This window comes from Streptomyces stoeckheimensis (assembly GCF_045822005.1).
Classification (GTDB): Bacteria; Actinomycetota; Actinomycetes; order Streptomycetales; family Streptomycetaceae; genus Streptomyces; species Streptomyces stoeckheimensis.
In genome coordinates, this window is record NZ_CP169550.1 from 8,276,777 (window position 1) to 8,296,516 (window position 19,740).

The window sequence follows — 19,740 nt, forward strand, 5'->3', positions numbered from 1 at the left end:
GCCGGTGCCGGACCGAAGTGCGGGCCGGCACCGGCGTACACGGGTGGGTGGGGCTATGCGGGGTCGGGAGCGTGCAGTTCGCCTGTCCGCGCCACTGCCGCGTACCAGTGTGCGCTCGACTTGGGCGTGCGCTTCAGGGTGTCGTAGTCGACGTGGACCGCACCGAAGCGTTTGGCGTAGCCGTAGGACCACTCGAAGTTGTCGAGGAGGGACCAGAGGAAATAGCCGCGCACGTCCGTCCCGGCCCCGATCGCCCGGTGGACCGCGTCGAGGTGTGCGTGGACGTACGCCGCGCGCTCCGGGTCGTGGACCGTGCCGTCCGGGCCGACCTCGTCCTCGTACGCCGCTCCGTTCTCGCTGATGACCAGGGGCAGCCCCGGGTAGCGCGCGGCGGTCCGGGTCAGCAGGTCGTACAGCGCGCTCGGGTCGACCGACCAGCCCATCGCGGTGCGTTCGCCCGGTGCCCGGTGGAAGGCGACCTCGTCCGCACCGGGCCAGGGGGAGTGCTCGCTGTTGCCGTGGCCGTCGTCCTGCGGCCGCTCCGCGCCCTGCACGACGTGCGAGACGACCGTGGGGGTGTAGTAGTTGACGGCGAGCAGGTCCAGGGGCTGGTGGATCGCGGCGGTGTCGCCGTCCCGTACGAAGGACCAGTCGGTCAGGTGCGCGGTGTCCGCGAGCAGGTCCTCCGGGTAGGCGCCCTCCAGCATGGGGCCGAGCCAGATGCGGTTCCCGACGGCGTCGATGCGCCGGGCCGCCTCCTGGTCTGCGGGGGAGGAGGTCAGGGGGCGGACCTCGTGGAGGTTGAGGGAGACCGCGAGCCGAGCGTCTCCGGGCAGCGCGGACCGCAGGGCCTGTACGGCGAGGCCGTGGCCGAGGTTGAGGTGGTGGGCCGCGCGCAGGGCGGCGACCGGGTCGGTGCGGCCCGGGGCGTGGACGCCGGAGCCGTAGCCGAGGAAGGCGCTGCACCAGGGCTCGTTGAGGGTGATCCAGTGCTTCACCCGGTCGCCGAGGGCGTCGGCGACGAGGCCCGCGTACTCGGCGAAACGCTCGGCGGTCGCCCGCTCGGGCCAGCCGCCCGCGTCCTCCAGATCCTGGGGCAGGTCCCAGTGGTAGAGGGTGAGGGCGGGTTCGATTCCGGCGGCCAGCAGTTCGTCGACGAGCCGGCGGTAGAAGTCCAGGCCCTTCTGGACGGCCGGTCCCCGGCCGGTCGGCTGGACCCGGGACCAGGAGACGGAGAACCGGTAGGCGCCCAGGCCGAGTTCGGACATCAGCCGGACGTCGTCGCGGAACCGGTGGTAGTGGTCCACCGCCACGTCGCCGGTGTGGCCTTCGAAGACCTTGCCCGGGGTGTGGGAGAAGGTGTCCCAGATGGACGGGGTCCGGCCGTCCTCGCGGGCGGCGCCCTCGATCTGGTACGCGGCGGTGGCAGTGCCCCACAGGAAGCCGGGCGGGAAGGTGCGGACGGTGGTGAGTGGCCGGGTCTCGGACGCGGTCATAGGAGAGCGCTCCCAACGCAAGCTTGGATGATGCGGTGCGGACAGGGGGAGGGGGCGGGCCGGCGGTCAGTTCTTGACGGCGCCGGCGGTGATGCCGCCCACGATGTGCTTGCCGAGCACGGCGAAGACCAGCAGCAGCGGCAGGGTGGAGAGGAGGGCGCCGGTCAGCACGACGGCCTGGTCGACGGTGTGGTTGCCCGCGCCGAGTCCGGCCAGGGCGACCTGGAGCGTGGGGTTGCCGTCGGGGGTCAGTGCGATGAAGGGCCAGAAGAAGTCGTTCCAGGCCTGGACGAAGACGAGCATCCCGAGGACTGCCATCGCGGGCCGGGCCACGGGGAACACCACGTGCCAGATGATGCGCAGGCTGTGGGCGCCGTCCATCCTGGCCGCCTCCACCAGCTCCACCGGCAACGCCTCGATGAGGTACTGCCGCATGAAGAACACGCCGAAGGCGGCGACCAGCGAGGGCAGGACGACCGACTGGAGCTGATCGACCCAGCCGAGGTCGGTGATGATCTGGTAGAGCGGGATCACGCTGAGCTGCGGCGGGATCGTCATGGTCGCCACCACCAGTGCCAGCAGCGCGCCGCGGCCCTTGAAGGGCAGTTTGGCGAAGGCGAAGCCGGCCAGGGTGGAGAACAGGACGGTGGACAGGGCCACGAGCCCGGCCACGATCGTCGTGTTGACCAGCGCCTCGCCCATGTCGACCTGGTTCCAGGCGAAGGAGAGGTTGTCGAAGAGACGGGGGCCGGGCAGGAGCGGTGCCGGCGCCTCGACCACCCGTTCGCCCGTGTGGGAGGCGGCGACGAGGTTCCAGTACAGGGGGAAGAGGGAGACGAGGGCGGCCACGCCGAGGAGGACGTAGGTCAGCGGTCCCGCGTGGTGCTGGCGCCCCGGCGACTGCCGGAAGCGGTTGGTGCGCGGCGCCTTGGTCGTGGTGGTGCTGGTGGTGGTCGTGTCGAGTGCGTGGGCCATGAGATCAGCTCCCCGCCTTCTTGCGCATCGGGCCGGCGAGGCCGCTGGTACGGCGGCCGCGCCTGAGGTCGCGGTTGTGGTGGGAGCGGGTGATCAGGGCCTGGACGCCCCCGATGAGCAGGAGGAGCAGCAGCATGACCCAGGCGATGGCGGAGGCCTGGCCCAGCGCGCCGGTCACCCAGCCCTTCTCGTACATGAGCAGGCTCAGCGTCTGGAACTGGTTGCCGCTGCCGCCGCTGATGCCGACGCTGCCGCCGAAGAGCATCGGCTCGCCGAAGAGCTGGGTGGCGCCGATGGTGGAGACGATGACAGTGAAGAGGATCGTCGGCTGGATGGAGGGGATGGTGACGCTGAGGAACTGGCGCCACCGCGATGCCCCGTCCAGGGCGGCGGCCTCGTAGAGGTCCTGCGGTACGGCCTGCATCGCCGCCAGGTAGATGAGCGCGTTGTAGCCCGTCCAGCGCCAGGTCACGATCACCGAAATGGCGATCTGGGCCGGCCACTTGGACGATTCCCAGGCGACCGGTTCGAAGCCGACCCAGCCCAGGGCCGTGTTGATCAGTCCGTAGTCGGTGTTGAAGAGCTGGGCGAAGACGAGGGTGGCCGCCGCGATCGAGGTGGCGTACGGGGCGAGGACCGCGACACGGAAGAAACCCCGGCCGCGGAGCTTGTAGTTGAGCAGATGGGCCAGGCCGAGGGCCATCAGCAGTTGGGGGACGGTGGAGATCAGACCGATGGTGAAGGTGTTGGCGAGGGCGTTCCAGAAGAACTCGCTGGTCGCCAGGGAGGTGTAGTTCTCCATCCCCTTCCACTGGGCGCTGCCGCCGAGTTCGACCCGGTGGAGGGAGAGCCAGCCCGTGTAGATCAAGGGGAAGAGCCCGAAGGCCGCGAAGGTGAGGAAGAAGGGGGCGATGAAGAGGTAGGGGACCGCCTTCAGGTCCAGGCGGTAGAGCGTGCTGCGCAGACCGCTCCGGCCGGAGGGCCGCTGCCTGCGGGAGCCGGGGCCGGAGCCGGCGCTGAGGCCCGGGGGTCGTGCTGCGGGCGGCGGGGAGCCGCCACCCGTCGCCCGTACGGAGGTGGCCACGGGGGCGTCCTTCCAGGTCGGTACGTTCGGTGGTGCGGTGGTGTGGTGGTGCCGACCGCGACGGGCCGCCGTCACCCGCGGGGAGGCCGCGCGAGGGCCCCGAGAAGGCCGCGGGGAGGTGGTGCGGAGGGGGGTGGGTGGCGGCGGGCCCGTCGCGTGGCCCCGCTACTTGTCGATCTTGTCGTCGACCAGCTTCTTGACGTTCTCCCACGCCTTCACCGGATCGGTGCCGCGCTGCTCGATGTCGAGGATGCCGTTGTCGGTGAGGAAGGTCTTCACCTGGCCGTCCCAGCGGCTGATCGGGGCGGGCGTGATGCCGGCCGCGGCCTCCGAGTAGATCTTGCCGATGGGGGTGTCGCCGAAGTACGGCAGCTTGGCGTCCTGGACGGTCGCGGAGGTGAGCGTGTCCTTGGAGGAGGGGATGTTGCCGTTCACGCCGAAGACCTTGGCGTGCTGCGCCGGAGCGGTGAGCCAGGCGGCGAGCTCGGCCGCCTCCTTGGCGTGCTTGCCCGACTTCGGCACGGCGAGGAAGGAGCCGCCCCAGTTGCCGGCCACCGGCGGCGAGGCGATGTCCCACTTGCCCTGGTTCTCCGGGCCCGCCTGCTCCTTGATGATGCCGGTCATCCAGCTGGGGCAGGCGACGGTGGCGAACTTCGAGTTCTTGAAGGCCGCGTTCCAGGTGCCCTTCTCGTCGAACTGGCGCAGCTTCGCGGTCAGTTCGCCCTTTGACGCCGCCACGGCGGTGTCCCACGCCTTCTTCACGCCGGGACTGTTCTGGTAGTCCAGTTCGCCCTTGGCGTTGGCGTACTGGACCGGCTCGCTGGACACCACGGCGTTGAACAGGCCGCTCGCGGAGTCGTGAAAGGAGGTGCCCTCGGGGGCGCTCTTCTTGTACGTCTCGCCGGTCTCGATGAACTTCGCCCAGTCGCCCGCCCAGAGCTTGGAGACCTCCGTGCGATCGGTCGGCAGGCCCGCCTTGGCGAAGAGGTCCTTGTTGTAGCAGATGGCCATCGGGCCGATGTCCGTGCCGAGGCCTATGGTCTTGCCGTCGGCCGTGGTGGCCTGCTTGACCTTCCAGTCAAGGAAAGCGCCGAGGTCCGCGCCGCCCGTCTTGCCGAGGTCGGCCCACTTGTCCGCCATGGCGGAACCGGTCGCCTCCGCGATGTAGCCGACCTCCAGGGCCTGGATGTCCGCGAGGCCGCTGTCGCGGGAGAGGCGCAGCTTGAGGGTGTCCCAGTACTTCTGGCCGTCGGCGACGTTCGATTCTTCGATCTTGATGTTGGGGTGGGCCTTCTCGTACTCGGCGTAGAGCTTGGCCCCGGTGGTGTTGTCGTAGCCGAAGGATCCGAAGGTCCCGATCCGCAGCGTGATCTGCTCGCCGCCGGCCGCGCCGCTCTCCTTGTCGCCGTCACCGCCGCAGCCGGTGAGCAAAGCCGCGCCGGTCGCGACGGCGACGGCCGTGGCGACCGCGGTGACGGTGGTACGGCGTCGGCGTCTGCTGCTGGAAGTGCGCATTCCACTCTCCTCGTCCAAGGTGGTGCTCGTTGTGCGCCAGGGGGTCCGGCGGGCTGTTCGCGGCTCGGCGAGGGCCCGCCCGGACCTGATGTGAAGGCCGTTGTCGCACCCCTGAATGGGAGCGCTCCCACGTCGCTGCCGGAAGGTTGCTGCCTGGCGGGTGCGGGTGTCAAGAGATGAACGCGAATTCATTACATGGCGGCCCCCGGGGCGGGTCCGTCTCCACGCCTCGGGTGGAGCCCCGTCGGGTTGTGAACGCGGGCGTGGAAGAAGCAGGGAATCGACGGTAGTGTGGGAGCGCTCCCATCGGGCGAAGGCGTAACGTGTGCCGCGCGACGCGATGGGTCCATCATCTTGCGATGGCGTACGAGGGGAGTTCGAGGGTCGTGAGCGGACGGCAGAACGGCAGGCCCACCCTGGAGGAGGTCGCGGCCCTGGCCGGTGTCGGCCGGGGCACGGTGTCCCGGGTGATCAACGGTTCGCCGAGGGTGAGCGAGCAGGCCAAGGAAGCAGTGGCCCGCGCCGTCGCGGAGCTGGGGTACGTGCCCAACCAGGCGGCCCGGGCCCTGGCCGGCAGCCGGACCGACGCGGTGGCCCTGGTGATTCCGGAGACCGAGGCCAGGGTGTTCTCGGAGCCGTACTTCCTCGACCTGATCCGCGGGGTCAGCGCCGAGCTGGCCGAAGCCGACAAACAGCTGCTGCTCACCCTGGTCCGCACCGAGGCGGAGCGCCGGCGGTTCGAGGACTATCTGGCCGCCCAGCGGGTGGACGGCGTCCTGCTGGCGTCCGTGCACGGGGACGACCCGCTGCCCGACCGGATCGCGAGGCTGGGGCTGCCGGTCGTCATGAACGGCCGGCGCTCCGAGGCCGAACCCGTCGCCTACGTGGACTCCGACAACATCGGCGCGGGCAGGGCGGCCGTGGCCCACCTCGCGGGGCGGGGCCGGAGCCGGATCGCGACCATCAGCGGCCCGCTCGACATGTACGTGGCACGTGCCCGACTGGGCGGCTACCGGGCGGGGCTCGCCGAGGCCGGAATCCAGCCCGACGAATCGCTCGTCGCGACCGCCGACTTCACCGAGGAGGGCGGCCGGCTGGCGATGCGCGAGCTCCTGGAACGCAACCCCGGGCTGGACGCGGTCTTCGCCGCCTCCGACGTGATGGCGGCCGGCGCGCGCGGGGTGCTGCGCGAGGCCGGACGGCGGATCCCCGAGGACGTGGCCCTCGTAGGGGTGGACGACTCCGCGGTGGCCCGCCTGATGGACCCACCGCTGACGAGCGTGCGCCAGCCGATCGAGGAGATGGGCCGCACGATGACCCGCGTGCTGCTCCGGAAGATCGCGGAGGAGTCCGGACCCGGTTCCGCGCCGCCGGCGGGGAAGGGCGAGGAGCCGCGCAGGGTCCTGCCGACGGAACTGGTCGTGCGGGATTCCTCCTGAGCGGTACGGGGCGGCGAGCCGAGGCCCGGAGCCCTTCGGAAGGGGAGGCTTCCGTGGGGCTCCGGGCCCGTCACCCGTCCTGCGTCACAGTGCCGGGTGGGCGTTCTTCATGAGCTCCTGGAACTGGGCGGAGAACCACTGGCCGGAGAGCGGTGCGTCGGGGAGGGAGCCCGACATGCTGTTGCCGTTGCGGGCGTTGCCCGTGTAGGTCGGGTCGCACATGCGGTCGAAGCCCTTGCCCTCGTTGTTCGGGATCTCCTTGCTCGCCCCGTCGGACTCGCCCGGCGGCTTGATCCACACGTAGGCGTCGATGCCCGCGGCCGGGGCCGCCTGGGGGCGTTCGCCGAGGCCGGCGCCCGCCTGGTTGCACCAGTTGCCGAGGTGGATGCGCCGGTCGTAGCGGCCGCCGTTGACGTACGTGTCCACGCTCGTCAGTGCGCCGGGGCCGGTCGGGCGTGCCGTGCCGCCCCAGCCGTTGCGGGAGGTGTCGATGAGCATCCCGATGTTCGCGTCGAAGCCGATGGAGACCAGCTTGGAGCGCATGCCCTGGGCGTAGGACAGTTCGTCGGTGTAGCGGTTCCAGTCGACCCACTTCGACTGGCGTACGGAGGTGCCGTTGACCGAGTCGTCGATCTTGAAGTGGTCTTCCTTGAGGGCGCTGTAGTTGGCCGTGTTGACGATGAAGCCGTGGACCTTGGAGACCGTGGAACCCTCGGCCGTGGCGGCCAGCTTGAACATGTCGGCGGAGGCGCCCAGGTTGTCGTCCCAGCCGAGCCAGCCGTGGTGGCCGGCGTCCACGTAGTTGTAGACGTTGGCGATCGAGCCGAGCTTGTTCAGGGCGTAGCCGACGCCCTTGATGTAGTTGCCGTTGGCCTTCATCACGTCGCAGTTGGCGGTGACCGTGGGACGCCCGGAGACGTTGGTGACCAGGTTGGGCAGGGAGTCGATCTCGACGGTGGTGACGATCCGCAGGCCCGCGTACTTGGAGTCGGCGAGGATCGCGGCGATCGGGTCGATGTACGTGGTCTTGTACTTGTCGATCTCCGTCGGACCGAGCTCGCCGTTGGAGGCGAGCGCGGCGCAGTCGCGGCCGGGCAGGTTGTAGATCACGAGCTGGACGACCATCTCACCGCTGCCCTTCTGCGTCAGTGCCGCGTCGAGGTGGTCGCGCAGCCCCATGCCGCCGTTCACGCCGGCGATGGCTGCGGTCCGGTCGAGCCAGACGCCGGTGGGCTGGTTGGCCACCCTGGTGCCGCCCGGTTCGGCGGCGGCCTTGGCGGACCATTCGGGGTTCACGTACACCTTGGCACCGGCGTACGGGTTGTCGGCCTTGCCGCCCGTGGGCGGCGGGGTGGTCGGCGGCGTCGTGGGCGGTGTCGTCGGGGGAGTGGTCGGCGGCTGGGTCGGGTCCGTGGCGCCGTTGCAGGTGACGCCGTTGAGCTTGAACGTCGCGGGGACGGCGTTCGTGCCGGTGTGCGAACCGTTGAACCCGAAGGACGTCGAACCGCCGGTGGCCAGCGACCCGTTGTACGACATGCTCTTGGCGGTCACGGCCGCCCCGGACTGGGTGATCGTGGCGTTCCAGCCCTGGGTGACCTGCTGGCCGTTCGCGTAGGACCACTCCAGGGTCCAGGCGGCCACCGGGTCACCGGTGTTGGTGACGACCACGTTCGCGCCGAAGCCGGTGTTCCACTGGTTGGAGATCTGGTACTCGACCTTGCAGCCGGGGGTGGCGGCGCCGGCGCTGGTACCGAACACGGTGGCGGTGGCGCCGGCGGCCGTGACGAGACTGAGGGCCGCCAGCAGGGCGGTGCGGGGGATCGTGCGGCTCATTGCGTGGGGTGCCTTTCAGTTGAGGGCGCGCAGCGGTGGCGCGGCCCGGTGCCGAATGTGGTGGACGTGCGATCAGGACCGGCCGGGAGGGGCCGTTCGAGGTGTGCGAGGTGTTCGAGGTGCTCCGGGTCCGGCCGGGACACGGAAGGGCGCGGACGTCGATCCGGACCATGGCGCGGCCGACGGTGCTCGGGCAGGTGCCGCCGTCGCGTGGGGTGAGCACTGCTCCGCCGAGCAGTGCCGACAGACGCGGGGGGTGCCACCTGAGCGAGCTCTTGCGGCAAGGCCGTGCTCTGACGACGGGGCCGACTGTGGAAGCGCTCCCACTGGTTGGGGCCAGACGGTAGCGCCAACTGGCGCCAAGCAAAAGAGGAGTTGAGTAAATTCCCCGCGGAATGCATTCGACTCTTCGCGCGTCTTGACGCCGCCGCGGCACGTCTGCACAGTGGGAGCGCTCCCACTGGTTCGGAGCTTGTTGCGCACCCGTTCTTCTTCCCGTCCCCGTCTCCCCCGAGCCGCGAGGAGAACCATCCGCATGTCTGCACATCCCCCACCCCGACCACGCGTCCGGCGCAGGCTGCCGGTGGCCGCGTCCGCCGTGGCCCTCTCGCTGTCCCTCCCCCTGGGCCTCACGGCCGTCGGCGCGACCACCGCCGCGGCCGCCGCGGTGCAGTGCGGCGTCGACTACAAGACCAACGACTGGGGCTCGGGCTTCACCGCCGAGCTCACCCTCACCAACCGGTCTGCCACCGCGCTCGACGGGTGGACGCTGACCTACGACTACACGGGCAACCAGCAGCTGACCAACGGCTGGAACGGCACCTGGACGCAGTCGGGCAAGAGCGTCCGCGTCGCGGCCCCGGACTGGAACAAGACCATCGCCGCGGGCGCGGCCGCCACGACCGGCGCCCAGTTCAGCTACAGCGGGACCAACGCCGCTCCCACCGCATTCGCGGTCAACGGCACCCCGTGCACCGGAGCCCACCAGCCTCCGGTCGCCGTGCTGACCAGCCCCACCGCGGGCGCGGTCTACACGGTGGGCACCCCCGTCCCGCTCGCCGCCACCGCCGCCGCGGCCGACGGCGCCACCGTGGGCAAGGTCGAGTTCTACAGCGACATCACGCTCCTGGGCACGGACGCCACGGCGCCCTTCACCCTCGATGCCACCGGCCTCGCAGCCGGCTCCCACTCCCTCTACGCCAAGGCCTACGACAACCTCGGCGCCTCCGCCGAGTCGGCCCCCGTCGGCATCACCGTCGCCGCGGGCGCCGCCCTCGTCGCGACCCCCGCGCAACTCGCCGTCCAGCGAGGGCAGTCGGCCGCCTTCGACCTGAAGCTCTCCAAGCAGCCGGCCGCGAACGTCACGGTGAGCATCGCCCGCACCTCGGGCAACACCGACCTCACCGCGATACCGGCCACTCTCACGTTCACCCCGGCGAACTGGAACACTGCCCAGAAGGTGACCGTCACCGCCGGGACCACCGGCAGCGGCACCGCAGTCTTCACCGCGACCGCCCCCGGCCACGCCAAGACCGAGGTCACCGCGACCCAGCTCGCCGCCGACTCCACCTACAACGCCCGCTTCCTCGACCTCCACGGGAAGATCACCAACCCGGCCAACGGCTACTTCTCGCCCGAGGGCATCCCGTACCACTCCGTCGAGACGCTGATCGTCGAAGCCCCGGACCACGGGCACGAGACGACCTCGGAGGCGTACAGCTACCTGATCTGGCTGCAGGCGATGTACGGGAAGATCACCGGGGACTGGAGCAAGTTCAACGGTGCGTGGGAGGTCATGGAGAAGTTCATGATCCCCACCCACGCCGACCAGCCGACCACCGGGTCCTACAACGCCTCCAAGCCCGCCACCTACGCCCCCGAGCACGACCTCCCCTCGCAGTACCCGGCCAAGCTCGACGGTACGGTCACCTCCGGCGTGGACCCGATCGCCGGCGAGCTGAAGAGCACGTACGGCACGGACGACATCTACGGGATGCACTGGCTCCAGGACGTCGACAACGTCTACGGCTTCGGCAACGAGCCCGGAAAGTGCTCCGCCGGACCGGCCGCGACCGGACCCTCGTACATCAACACCTTCCAGCGCGGCCCCGAGGAGTCGGTCTGGGAGACCGTTCCGCACCCCACCTGCGACACATTCGCCTACGGCGGCAAGAACGGCTACCTCGACCTCTTCACCGGGGACTCCTCCTACGCCAAGCAGTGGAAGTTCACCAACGCCCCGGATGCCGACGCGCGCGCCATCCAGGCCGCGTACTGGGCGGACATCTGGGCCAAGGAGCAGGGCAAGCAGTCGCAGGTCACCGGGACGGTCTCCAAGGCGGCCAAGATGGGCGACTACCTGCGCTACTCCATGTTCGACAAGTACTTCAAGAAGGCCGGGAACTGTGTCGGCCCGACCGTCTGCCCCGCCGGCACGGGCAAGGACAGCGCGCACTACCTGATGTCCTGGTACTACGCCTGGGGCGGCGCCACCGACACCTCGGCCGGCTGGTCCTGGCGGATCGGCTCCAGCCACGCCCACGGCGGCTACCAGAACCCCCTCGCCGCCTACGCGCTCAGCGAGTACGCCCCGCTGAAGCCCAAGTCGGCGACGGGCGCGGCGGACTGGGCGACCAGCCTCGACCGGCAGCTGGAGTTCTACCGCTGGCTCCAGTCCGACGAGGGAGCCATCGCGGGCGGCGCCACCAACAGCTGGCAGGGGCGCTACGCACAGCCCCCGGCCGGAACCCCCACCTTCCACGGCCTCTTCTACGACGAGAAGCCCGTCTACCAGGACCCCGCGTCCAACCAGTGGTTCGGCTTCCAGGCCTGGTCCATGCAACGGGTTGCCGAGCTCTACCAGCAGACGGGTGACCCCGCCGCCAAGACCGTGCTCGACAAGTGGGTCGGCTGGGCCCTGTCGAAGACCACGATCAACCCCGACGGGACCTACCGCATCCCCTCCACCCTCAAATGGTCCGGCGCCCCCGACACCTGGAACGCGTCCGCTCCCGGCGCCAACGCGGGCCTGCACGTCACCGTCGCCGACTACACCGACGACGTGGGCGTGGCCGCCTCCTACGCCAACACGCTGACCCACTACGCCGCGAAGTCCGGGAACACGGAGGCCAAGCGGGTCGCCAAGGCCCTGCTCGACGGAATGTGGGCCCACCACCAGGACCCGTTGGGCATCTCCGTCCAGGAGACGCGCACCGACTACAGCCGCTTCAGCAACCCCGTGTACGTGCCGAGCACGTGGACCGGCAAGATGCCGAACGGCGACGCGGTGAACTCCGCCTCCACCTTCGCCTCGATCCGCACCTTCTACGAGAACGACCCGGCCTGGCCGAAGGTCGAGGCCTACCTCGCCGGCGGCGCCGCGCCCGTCTTCACCTACCACCGCTTCTGGGCCCAGGCGGACATCGCCCTGGCCATGGGCTCGTACGCGGAGCTGCTCGAATAACAGCCCGCCCCGCCAGGAGAACGGTTCCGCGTACGACGAGGCCGGGCAGCCCGCAAGGGCCTGCCCGGCCTCCACGTAGGACGAGGACGTCAACGGCTTCTCCACCGCCGACGGCCCTGCGCAGCCTCGTGGGCCCGGATCCGTGGGTGGACCTCCACTTCGTGCACACCCGCGGGCCCCACGTCGGCGACGCGCAGCCGCTGCACGGGGACGCCATCATCGACGTCCGGGGCGGGTGCTGACCGGCGACGACGACTTCGACCACTGGGTGACCAGGTCTCCAATCGCCCCAAGGAGGCGCGGGCATGACGACCGAATCGATCCTCCCCGAACGGGCGGAAGGTGCCGCGCCGGTGCTGCGGCAGCAGGTGCTGGTGCTGTACACGGCCTCCGCGGCGCTGGACTCCCATGTCGTGGGCTGGTCCCTGTACGACGGCACCGGCCGCACCTCGCCCACCACGGGCGACAGCGACGAGCCGCCGTACGCGTCGGGGGTGGCGTCAGGATCCGGCCTTGCGCTTGTTGTAGACGTCGAAGCCGACGGCCGCGAGCAGGACCAGGCCCTTGATCACCTGCTGGTAGTCGGTCCCCACACCGACCAGCGACATGCCGTTGTTCAGTACGCCCAGCACCAGACCGCCGATGATCGCACCGAGGACGGTGCCCACACCTCCGCTCGCGGAGGCGCCGCCGATGAAGGCGGCGGCGATCGCTTCCAACTCGAAGTTGATGCCGGCCTGCGGCGTACCGGCGTTGAGCCGTGCGGCGAAGACCAGCCCGGCCAGGGCCGCGAGGACGCCCATGTTCACGAAGGCCAGGAAGACGACCCGCTTGCTCTTCACCCCGGACAGCCTCGCCGCGGCCTCGTTGCCGCCGATGGCGTAGGTGTGCCGGCCGAGGATCGAGTTGCGCATCACGTACCCGAAGCCGACCAGCAGGACGCCGAGGATCAGCAGGACGATCGGCACCCCGTGGTAGCTGGCCAGCAGCAGCGTGAAGACCACCACGGCCGCGGTGATCGCGCCGAGCTTCAGCAGGAACAGCCCGGCCGGGAGCGGCTCCAGTCCGTACGAGGCGGCCCGCCGCCGTCCGCGCACCTCCTGCAGGATCGCGACGGCCAGCACCGCGAGGCCCAACAGGAGCGTGAGGTTGTGGTAGTTGGTGTGCGGGCCCACCGCGGGGAGGAAGCCGCTGCTGATGTTCTGGAAGCCCTTGGGGAACGGAGCCACCGTCTGGCCCTGCAAGAGGATCTGGGTCCCCCCGCGGAACAGCAGCATGCCGGCCAGCGTGACGATGAACGAGGGGATCCCGAGGTAGGCGATCCAGAACCCCTGCCAGGCTCCGGCGAGAGCCCCGATCAGCAGCGCGGCCGCCAGCGCCACGGGCCACGGCGCATGGTGTTTGACCATCATCACCGCCGCGGCCGCCCCGACGAAGGCGGCGAGCGAGCCGACCGACAGGTCGATGTGCCCGGCGATGATGACGATCATCATGCCGATGGCCAGGATGAGGATGTAGCCGTTCTGCTGGATCAGATTGGTGATGTTGAGCGGCTGGAGGAGGATGCCGCCCGTCCAGAACTGGAACAGCAGCACGATCAGCGCCAGCGCGACGAGCATTCCGTACTGGCGCAGGTTGCCGCGCAGGGCTCGGGCCAGGACGGCACCGGCCGACGGGCGTCGGCCGGTCTCCGGTGTGCCGGGCGTGGTGTCTGGGGTGGTCTGGGTCTGGGCCATGCCTCACACCTGCTTGTCGGGGTATGCCGTGCTCATGGTCATGAGCCGCATGAGGGATTCCTGGGTGGCGTCCGCGCGGGTGACCTCACCGGTGATCCGGCCTTCGGCCATGGCGTAGATCCGGTCGCACAGGCCCAGGAGTTCGGGGAGTTCGGAGGAGATGACGAGTACGGCCTTGCCCTGGGCGGCGAGTTCGGCGATGACGGAGTAGATCTCCGCCTTGGCGCCGATGTCGATGCCCCGGGTGGGTTCGTCGAGGATCAGCACCTCCGGATCGGCGAAGATCCACTTGCTGAGGACGACCTTCTGCTGGTTGCCGCCGCTGAGCTTGCCGGTCTCCGCGAACACCGAGGGGGCCTTGATGTTCATGGTCCGCCGGAACGATTCGGCGGTCCGGGCCTCCTCGTGCCGGTCGACCCAGCCCCGCCGGGCGACCTTGCCGAGGGCGCTCAGCGAGATGTTCCGGCTGATGTCGTCGCTGAGGTTGAGGCCGAGCTGCTTGCGGTCCTCGGTCACGTACGCGATGCCGTGCCCGATCGCCTCCGGCACGGTCCGGGTACGGATCTCCCGGCCGTGCAGCCGCACCCGGCCCCCGGTCCACCGACCGTACGAGCGGCCGAAGACGCTCATGGCCATCTCGGTGCGGCCGGCGCCCATGAGGCCGGCCATGCCGACGATCTCGCCCCGACGGACGTGCAGCGAGGCGCCGTCGACCACGTTGCGCCGGTGGTCGATCGGGTGCTGGACGCTCCAGTCCTCGATCTCGAAGGCGACCTCGCCGATCTGGGGAGCGCGCTCGGGGTAGCGGTGTGCCAGGTCGCGGCCGACCATGCCGCGGATGATCCGCTCCTCGGAGATCCCCTCGGAACCGATCGTGATGGTCTCGATGGTCCGCCCGTCGCGCAGGATGGTGACGGCGTCGGCGACCCGGGCGATCTCGTTCAGCTTGTGCGAGATGAGGATGCAGGAGACGCCCTGAGCCTTGAGTTCGAGGATCAGGTCGAGGAGCCCCCGGCTGTCCTCGTCGTTCAGGGCGGCCGTCGGCTCGTCCAGGATGAGCAGCTTGACCTTCTTGGCGAGCGCCTTGGCGATCTCGACCAACTGCTGTTTGCCCACGCCGAGATCGGCGATCCTGGTGTGCGGGCTCTCGTCCAGTCCGACCTGCCGGATCAGTGCGGCGGCGTGGGTCAGCGTCCGGTGCCAGCCGATGAAGCCCCGGGTGGCGTGCTCGTTGCCGAGGAAGATGTTCTCGGCGATGGACAGGTAGGGCACCAGAGCGAGTTCCTGGTGGATGATCACGATGCCGCGCTGCTCGCTGGCCCGGATGTCCTTGAACCGGCAGGGCTCGCCTTCGAAGTAGATCTCGCCCTGGTAGCCGCCGTGCGGGTGCACCCCGCTGAGCACCTTCATCAGCGTGGACTTGCCGGCGCCGTTCTCGCCGCAGACGGCGTGCACTTCACCTGCGGCGACGGTCAGGTTGACCTCGGAGAGGGCCTTGACACCGGGAAACGTCTTGCTGATCGACCGCATCTCGAGAACGGGTCGGGCCATGGTTGTGCATCCGTATCGTCGGGGCGGTGCGGTGCCGGGCGGTCTCCCGGGCGCCGCACCGCAGGTTCGGTGTCGCCGGACGGACCCGTAGGCCGGGTCCCGCGGGCTACTTGAGCTGGTCCGCGGTGTACTGTCCGCTGTCCACCAGGACCTTCTGGTAGTTCTCCTTGTCGACGCTGACCGGCTGGAGCAGCTGCGCCGGTACGGTCTTGACGCCGTTGTCGTACTGCCCGGTGTCGTTGACCTCGGGCTTACCGCCGGTCAGGAGGGCGTCGCCCATCTGGACTGCGGCCTTGGCGAGTTGACGGGTGTCCTTGTAGACGGTCTGGGTCTGCTCGCCCGCGATGATCGATTTCACGGACGCCAGCTCTCCGTCCTGGCCCGTGACGACGGGCAGGGGCCGGCCGGCGCCGTAGCCGACGCCCTTGAGGGACGAGATGATGCCGATCGATATGCCGTCGTACGGCGAGAGCACGGCGTCGACGCGGGCGGCGGTGTACGACTTGCTCAGCAGGTTGTCCATCCGGGACTGGGCGAGACCGCCGTCCCAGCGCAGTGTGGCGATCTGGTTGAAGGAGGTCTGGCCGCTCTGCACGACCAGCTTCTTGTCGTCCACGTACGGCTTGAGGGCGCTCATCGCACCGTTGAAGAAGAACGTGGCGTTGTTGTCGTCCGGTGAGCCGGCGAACAGCTCGATGTTGAAGGGGCCCTTGCCGTCCTTGAGGCCGAGCTTGTCGACGATGTAACTGCCCTGGAGGACGCCGACCTTGTAGTTGTCGAACGTCGCGTAGTAGTCGACGTTCTTCGTGCCGCGGATCAGCCGGTCGTAGGAGATGACGGGGATGTGGGCGTCGGCGGCCTTCTGCAGCACGTTGCTGAGCGAGGAACCGTCGATGGCGGCGATCACCAGCAGTTTGGCTCCCTTGGTGATCATGTTCTCCACCTGGGAGACCTGGTTCTCCACGACGTTGTCGCCGTACTGGAGGTCGGTCTTGTAGCCCTTGGCCTGGAACTCCTTGACCATGTTGGTGCCGTCGTTGATCCAGCGTTCCGACGACTTGGTCGGCATCGCGATGCCGACGAGGCCCCCTTTGGCGTCCGCGCCGGTCCCGCCGTCGCCCGCTCCGTTGGCGCTCTGGCCGCAGGCCGCCAGAGACAGCGTGAGGCCCACGGTGACAAGGCCGGCTGAAAGCTTCCGCACAGTTCCTCCAGTGATGTTCCGCTACCGGCACGGTGCGACCCGGCTGGGCGACCGGAAGCGGTCGGGCGGGTCCGGCCGGGGAGTCGATTCCTCGCGCTGCGCGAAGTCGGGTTGCAGTGGCTCCGGCCTGGCGATACCTGAGTGTTAACGCTCACAACTGTGTCGTCAAGGGTCTGTTCGGATCACCGTCGGGTTAACGGCGGTACAGGCGATCAGCCACTGCGTCCCGGCCCCGGGCCGTCCGGTGGGCGGCTCTCGGAGCGGCCGGCTGCGCGGGCCGCAGTGCCCCTGTCCAGCGGACGGCGGTGCCCCGCCGCATGCGCTCGTCCGCCAACGCCCGCGCAGCTCTCGTCGGCGGTCGGTGGCGTACCGTAGCCCGGAGTCGAGGAGGGAAGTGCACGTGGGAAACGACAGTGCCGGGATCGAGCGGCGCCACCCCGTGATGGCGGACGTGGCGAAATTGGCCGGCGTGTCCCACCAGACGGTGTCCCGGGTCCTCAACGGCGCCCCGCACGTGCGGCCCGACACCCGGGAGCGGGTGCTCACCGCCATCCGTGAGCTGGACTACCGGCCCAACTCCGCCGCCCGCGCCCTGGTCACCCGCCGTTCGCAAACCCTCGGCGTCGTCAGCTTCAAATCGACCCTGTACGGTCCCGCCTCGATGCTGGACGGCATCGAGCAGGCTGCGCGCAGCGCGGGGTATTCCGTCAGCGTGACGAGTCTGCGCTCCCTGGACGGCCGCTCGGTTCAGGAAGCTGTCGACCGGCTGCGCGACCAGGGCGTGGAAGGCGTGGTCGCGATCGCGCCCCAGATCTCCGCCGTCAGTGCGGTGGCCAAGCTCTCCAGCTCCGTACCGGTCGTCGCGGTCGGACCGGGCAGCCAGTCCAGGGTCCCCATGGTCTCGGTGGACAACCGGTCCGGCGCCGAAGCGGCCACCAGGCACCTGCTCGATCTGGGTCACCGTACGGTGCACCACCTGGCCGGCCCGGCCGGCTGGATGGAGAGCCAGGACCGCCAGGAGGGCTGGCGCAGTGCGCTGGAGGCTGCCGGAGCCCCCGTGCCGCGCGTGGAGCCCGGCGACTGGAGTGCGCGCGCCGGCTACCAGGCGGGCTTGCGGATCGCCGAACTGGACGACGTCACCGCCGTCTTCTGTGCCAACGACCACATGGCGCTCGGCCTGCTGCGCGCCCTGCACGAGGCCGGCCGTTCGATCCCGGGCGACATCAGCGTGGTCGGCTTCGACGACATTCCCGAGGCGGCCTACTTCACCCCGCCCCTGGCCACGGTGCGGCAGGACTTCGGCGAGCTCGGCCGCCGGGCCCTGGAACTGCTCGTCGAGGAGCTGGAGGGCGGCGCGCGCACCCGCCCCCACGTACGGATCGCGCCCGAGATGGTGCTGCGCCGCAGCGCGGGGCCCGTAGCCACCCGCCGTTGATCCGGAAGCGTCGGACCAGGGGCTGACCGCCCCCCCGGGGCCGCACTCTCCGCCGCGTCTGCGGGCAGCACAGTGCCGAGGGCTTCGGTATTTCTTGACAGGCAGAGTGTTAGCGCTAACAATCTGGATCATTGTGGAAGACGTCCACCTTCAACTCGGCAGGAAGAGGCATCGATTTCCCGTCCGGGGCTCGGGGAGGTACGTCGCCGTGGCCTCGGAGCGGGACGGTGCTCCCGTCCCCGGGTTCATCGTGACCGGGGTCCTGAAGGGGAACGCTCTACTCAGGACGGTCTGCCCCGGCGTACTGCGCCGTTCCCTCGCGTTCGCCGAGTGGGAGCACAGGCTCCGGCCTCGGATCGGCGATCCATGCCCCGTTGCCGCCAGGGCGCATCCCGATGTGCGCTCCGCGGCGGCGGCCGTGGGCGGGGTGCTCCGGGGCGCCTGGGGGCGTACAGGCCCGACCCCGGCCGGGGCGACGCCTGTGCCGCGCTGTACGTCGAGTACCGCGCCCGTACGGCCACTTCGGCAGCGGTCCGGACGGTCGGCTCCACCGACTACGCCGCATCCGGGACGCCGCCCGGGCCGCGCCCGCTCCCTCGACCGCGGCCCGCGACGAAACGGGCGAGCTGCCGTGAACGCGGCCGTCGGCCTGCCCCGTCGCCGGGTGGAGCGGTGTCCCCGCGACGAGCAGGCGCCCCAGAACGCGATCCTCTGCGGCCTCGCCGGGAGCGGTGTCGAAGACGACCCCGCACCCTCCTCCGGCACCGCCGCACACTGGCCCGGGGGATCCGGCCCCGCCCCTTCCGAGTCGATGACGCGCGCCCGTGCGGCGGGCGTCGCCCCCTCCCCGCGTTGAACGGAGTAGTCGCGTGTCGCGAGACGCACTCGAATCCCATGGTGTGGTGACGGTGGCCCGGGAGGCCGCCTCAGAGCTCCCGGACGGGCGACGGATCACCCGCTGGACGTTCGGCTCCCCTGGGGGAGTGAGGGCGGAGGTCCTCAGTCTGGGAGCCCGCTTGCAGGCCCTGTACGCGCCGGACCGGGACGGACGCTTTGCCAATGTCGTCCTGGGCTGCGAGAGCACGGCGGACCTGTTCGGGGAGGCCGCCTTCTTCGGCGCGACGATCGGCCGCTACGCCAATCGAATCGCCGGCGGAACGCTGCCCCTCAACGGCACGACACACCGGCTGGCGACCCAGCAGGGCGGACACACGCTGCACGGTGGACCGGACGGTTTCGCCACCCGCCTCTGGGACGGCGTGCCGGTCCGCGCGGGCCGGCGGGCCGGGGTCCGCCTCCGCCTGGTCAGCCCCGACGGTGACCAGGGATTCCCGGGCGCCCTCACGGCGGAGGTCACGTACCTGCTAGGCCCCGACGGCGAACTCTCCCTCGGCTACCGGGCGACCACGGATGCCCCGACGGTCGTCAACCTCACCAACCACATGTACCTCAACCTGGCCGGCGAGGGCTGTGGGACGGTGCTCGGCCACCGGCTGCGGGTCGAGGCCGCCCGGTACTCTCCTGTGGACGCAGAGCTGATTCCGCTCGGTCCGGCCGAGTCCGTCACCGGCACGCCTTTCGACCTCCGCGAGGCACGGGCCATCGGTGGCCGCATCACCGAGGAACACCCGCAGATCCGCCGGGCCGGCGACGGCTTCGACCACAACTGGGTGCTCGACGGAACCGGGCTCAGGCAGGCCGCCGTCCTGAGCCACCTCGACAGCGGCCGGCGCGTCGCATGCCTGACGACGGAGCCGGGGCTCCAGGTCTACACCGGAAACCACTTCGACGGCTCGCTGGCCGGCCGTTCCGGTCGCCCGTACTTCGCGTACGCGGGCATAGCGCTGGAGACCCAGCACTTCCCGGACTCGCCCAACCGGCCCGAGTACCCCTCCACCCAGCTGCGCCCGGGGGAGGAGTACCGCTCGACGACGGTGTACCGCTTCTCGGCCGAGTAGGGAGTGCTGCCCGAGACCGCAAGAGGGGGCCGGGGTGCGCGCGACGGAGCCGGG

13 protein-coding genes and 1 pseudogene are annotated in these 19,740 nt (G+C 70.2%); 6 read left to right on the forward strand and 8 right to left on the reverse strand.

Translation table 11 applies throughout. From position 1 onward, the window contains the following. Window positions 1–53: 53 nt before the first annotated feature. The 4 genes from ACE1OC_RS37560 to ACE1OC_RS37575 all read right to left on the reverse strand — a co-directional run bounded on the left by ACE1OC_RS37560 (window position 54) and on the right by ACE1OC_RS37575 (window position 5,070). On the reverse strand, window positions 54–1,496 hold the full coding sequence (locus ACE1OC_RS37560) for a GH1 family beta-glucosidase (protein WP_407840778.1): 1,443 nt from the start codon (window positions 1,494–1,496) through the stop codon (window positions 54–56). 66 nt (window positions 1,497–1,562) lie between these two features. Further along, window positions 1,563–2,471 carry a carbohydrate ABC transporter permease gene (locus ACE1OC_RS37565; RefSeq protein ID WP_407840779.1) on the reverse strand — a complete coding sequence of 303 codons (909 nt, stop codon included), beginning with the start codon at window positions 2,469–2,471 and terminating at the stop codon, window positions 1,563–1,565. A 4-nt stretch (window positions 2,472–2,475) separates the two neighbouring features. Continuing rightward, the gene (locus tag ACE1OC_RS37570; RefSeq protein WP_407840780.1) at window positions 2,476–3,555 is read right to left on the reverse strand and encodes a carbohydrate ABC transporter permease; all 1,080 of its coding nucleotides are present in this window, start codon (window positions 3,553–3,555) and stop codon (window positions 2,476–2,478) included. Between the two features lie 165 nt (window positions 3,556–3,720). Further along, complete coding sequence (locus ACE1OC_RS37575) at window positions 3,721–5,070, reverse strand: ABC transporter substrate-binding protein (RefSeq protein ID WP_407840781.1); 1,350 nt, start codon at window positions 5,068–5,070, stop codon at window positions 3,721–3,723. Window positions 5,071–5,429: 359 nt separating this feature from the next. On the opposite strand from ACE1OC_RS37575, the gene ACE1OC_RS37580 reads away from it, so the two are divergent. Continuing rightward, a complete protein-coding gene (locus ACE1OC_RS37580; protein WP_407840782.1) occupies window positions 5,430–6,509 on the forward strand; it encodes a LacI family DNA-binding transcriptional regulator in 1,080 nt (359 codons plus the stop codon). Between the two features lie 84 nt (window positions 6,510–6,593). Here ACE1OC_RS37580 and ACE1OC_RS37585 read toward each other — a convergent pair whose 3' ends face one another. Further along, entirely contained in the window at window positions 6,594–8,342 is a 1,749-nt protein-coding gene (locus ACE1OC_RS37585; protein ID WP_407840783.1) for a glycoside hydrolase family 6 protein, read from the reverse strand. 535 nt (window positions 8,343–8,877) lie between these two features. On the opposite strand from ACE1OC_RS37585, the gene ACE1OC_RS37590 reads away from it, so the two are divergent. Both ACE1OC_RS37590 and ACE1OC_RS37595 read left to right on the forward strand, forming a co-directional pair. Then, window positions 8,878–11,805: a glycoside hydrolase family 48 protein gene (locus ACE1OC_RS37590; RefSeq protein WP_407840784.1), complete on the forward strand. Its 2,928-nt coding sequence runs from the start codon at window positions 8,878–8,880 to the stop codon at window positions 11,803–11,805. Between the two features lie 113 nt (window positions 11,806–11,918). Continuing rightward, a pseudogene (locus tag ACE1OC_RS37595) lies at window positions 11,919–12,035 on the forward strand (phytanoyl-CoA dioxygenase); the annotation flags it as partial. A 270-nt stretch (window positions 12,036–12,305) separates the two neighbouring features. Here ACE1OC_RS37595 and mmsB read toward each other — a convergent pair. From mmsB to chvE, 3 genes are all read right to left on the reverse strand, one after another. Beyond that, a complete protein-coding gene (mmsB, locus tag ACE1OC_RS37600; RefSeq protein ID WP_407840785.1) occupies window positions 12,306–13,541 on the reverse strand; it encodes a multiple monosaccharide ABC transporter permease in 1,236 nt (411 codons plus the stop codon). Between the two features lie 3 nt (window positions 13,542–13,544). After that, on the reverse strand, window positions 13,545–15,092 hold the full coding sequence (mmsA, locus tag ACE1OC_RS37605; RefSeq protein WP_407840786.1) for a multiple monosaccharide ABC transporter ATP-binding protein: 1,548 nt from the start codon (window positions 15,090–15,092) through the stop codon (window positions 13,545–13,547). A gap of 106 nt (window positions 15,093–15,198) precedes the next feature. Then, window positions 15,199–16,293, reverse strand: a complete 1,095-nt coding sequence (gene chvE, locus ACE1OC_RS37610; RefSeq protein WP_407840787.1) for a multiple monosaccharide ABC transporter substrate-binding protein — start codon at window positions 16,291–16,293, stop codon at window positions 15,199–15,201. 442 nt (window positions 16,294–16,735) lie between these two features. Between chvE and ACE1OC_RS37615 the strand changes: the two genes are divergently transcribed. From ACE1OC_RS37615 to ACE1OC_RS37625, 3 genes are all read left to right on the forward strand, one after another. Beyond that, window positions 16,736–17,728 carry a LacI family DNA-binding transcriptional regulator gene (locus ACE1OC_RS37615; RefSeq protein ID WP_407841804.1) on the forward strand — a complete coding sequence of 331 codons (993 nt, stop codon included), beginning with the start codon at window positions 16,736–16,738 and terminating at the stop codon, window positions 17,726–17,728. 631 nt (window positions 17,729–18,359) lie between these two features. Then, complete coding sequence (locus ACE1OC_RS37620) at window positions 18,360–18,584, forward strand: hypothetical protein (protein ID WP_407840788.1); 225 nt, start codon at window positions 18,360–18,362, stop codon at window positions 18,582–18,584. Between the two features lie 13 nt (window positions 18,585–18,597). Further along, entirely contained in the window at window positions 18,598–19,686 is a 1,089-nt protein-coding gene (locus tag ACE1OC_RS37625) for an aldose epimerase family protein (protein ID WP_407840789.1), read from the forward strand. The last annotated feature ends 54 nt before the right edge of the window (window positions 19,687–19,740 follow it).